Below are 916 nucleotides of genomic sequence, written 5' to 3'. Positions count from 1 at the left end.
TTCCGATTTCGCTCGCCACTACTTTCGGAATCTCGGTTGATGTCTTTTCCTCCAGCTACTGAGATGTTTCAGTTCGCCGGGTTTGCCTTGCATGCCTATGTATTCAGCATGCAATACCCTTGCGGGTGGGTTTCCCCATTCGGACATCTGCGGATCAAAGCTCATTTGCCAGCTCCCCGCAGCTTTTCGCAGGCTATCACGTCCTTCATCGCCTGTAATCGCCAAGGCATCCACCACATGCACTTAGTCACTTGACCCTATAACTTTGACATCGGACGCATCCGACATCGTCAAGGACTGCACTGACCTGACTGACTTCGCCAGGTCATGTGTTTGAGTATCTACGTTTGCCGTACTTTCAACTCGGTCCGGAATCACTTCCGAACATCATTGATGTCTGGTGACGCAATCAATTGTCATTGGCGGCACGGTTGCCTGCAGGCCTTTACCCCTACGGCATTTCCGCCAACAACGCTGATTCGACTCTACGAATTTTTAAAGAACAACAGCCTCTTTCGAGACAGACCTGAACATTGCGTTCAACGCTCAGGTCTGTCCTGATTGATTTCAGAAGTGATGGTGGAGGATGACGGGATCGAACCGACGACCCCCTGCTTGCAAAGCAGGTGCTCTCCCAGCTGAGCTAATCCCCCTTGAACATTGGTGGTGGGTCTGGTTGGATTCGAACCAACGACCCCCGCCTTATCAAGACGGTGCTCTAACCGACTGAGCTACAGACCCCAATCTCTTCTGACTCTGTCGTGACAGCCGATAAGTGTGGGCGCGTTGATTTGAGTGTCGTACTGTGTTGGACTCTGCTGCCTAGACTGTTGTGCAGTCAGGTGCATCGTCTTTTTCCAGAAAGGAGGTGATCCAGCCGCACCTTCCGATACGGCTACCTTGTTACGACTTCACC

The 916-nt window shown here is 51.9% G+C and carries 2 tRNA genes and 2 rRNA genes; all 4 read right to left on the bottom strand.

Annotated features, from left to right (window positions below):
• Positions 1-257, bottom strand: a 23S ribosomal RNA gene (locus NFT33_RS11400); the annotation flags it as partial.
• Positions 258-577: 320 nt separating this feature from the next.
• Positions 578-653, bottom strand: a tRNA-Ala gene (locus NFT33_RS11395).
• 11 nt (positions 654-664) lie between these two features.
• Positions 665-741 (bottom strand) — tRNA-Ile (locus NFT33_RS11390).
• A gap of 120 nt (positions 742-861) precedes the next feature.
• A 16S ribosomal RNA gene (locus NFT33_RS11385) occupies positions 862-916 on the bottom strand; the annotation flags it as partial.

Origin of the sequence: Sphaerotilus sp. FB-3 (assembly GCF_023706025.1) — a bacterium.
GTDB classification, from domain to species: Bacteria; Pseudomonadota; Gammaproteobacteria; order Burkholderiales; family Burkholderiaceae_C; genus Sphaerotilus; species Sphaerotilus sulfidivorans.
The sequence above is the reverse complement of the archived record's forward strand: the minus strand, read 5'-3'. Positions and strand labels throughout refer to the sequence as shown.